This window comes from Poseidonocella sp. HB161398 (genome assembly GCF_005870025.1).
In the GTDB taxonomy this organism is placed as follows: domain Bacteria; phylum Pseudomonadota; class Alphaproteobacteria; order Rhodobacterales; family Rhodobacteraceae; genus Mangrovicoccus.
Genome location: NZ_VATA01000266.1, coordinates 1 through 704, shown reverse-complemented (window position 1 = coordinate 704; position 704 = coordinate 1). Strand labels below are relative to the sequence as shown.

At 68.8% G+C, this 704-nt stretch carries 1 protein-coding gene; it reads left to right on the top strand.

Going from position 1 to position 704, the window contains the following annotated elements:
• Nucleotides 1–704: IS1634 family transposase (locus tag FGX59_RS37175; RefSeq protein WP_138473504.1), on the top strand; the 704-nt coding region annotated here is incomplete at both ends.

The window sequence follows — 704 nt, the reverse complement described above, 5'->3', positions numbered from 1 at the left end:
GGCGAAGCAGATGCGGCCGCTGGTCGATCGCGATCTGGCGGTCGTCTTCTATGACCTGACCACCGTGCGGATCCATGGCGAGGGGCGGGTCGAGGACGACCTGCGCGGCTACGGCATGAACAAGGAAACCGGAGGGATTGCCCGGCAGTTCGTGCTCGGCGTCGTGCAGACGGCCGAGGGGCTGCCACTGCTTCACACCGTCCATCCCGGCAACATGGCGGAGACGAAGACGCTGCAGGGCATGTTGCAGACGGTGCTCCAGCGCTTTCCTGTCCAGCGCGTGGTTCTGGTCGCCCACCGGGGCCTCCTGAGCCAGGAGAACATCGGCGAGCTGACCGCGCTTGCCGACCGGGACGGCCGCAAGCTGGAGTTCATTCTCGCTGTCCCCGCCCGGCGCTACGCCGAGTTGGCCGAAACATGCCAGGGACTTGCCTTCGACGCAGACGGCCTGGCCGAGGCGGAATTCGCCGGGCACCGGCTGATCGTCGCCCATGATCCGCTGCGCGCCCACGAGCAGTCGGACCGCCGCCGCGCCCGCATCCGCGAGCTCGAGGAGATGGGCGAACGGCTGGCCGGAAAGCTCGATGGCCAAGATGCCGGAAAGACGGCCCGGGGCCGCCGCGCCTCCGACCGCGGATCGTACAGCCGCTTTGCCAAGGCGGTCGCCGAGGCGGAACTCACCCGCTTCATCAAGCCCGACCTGC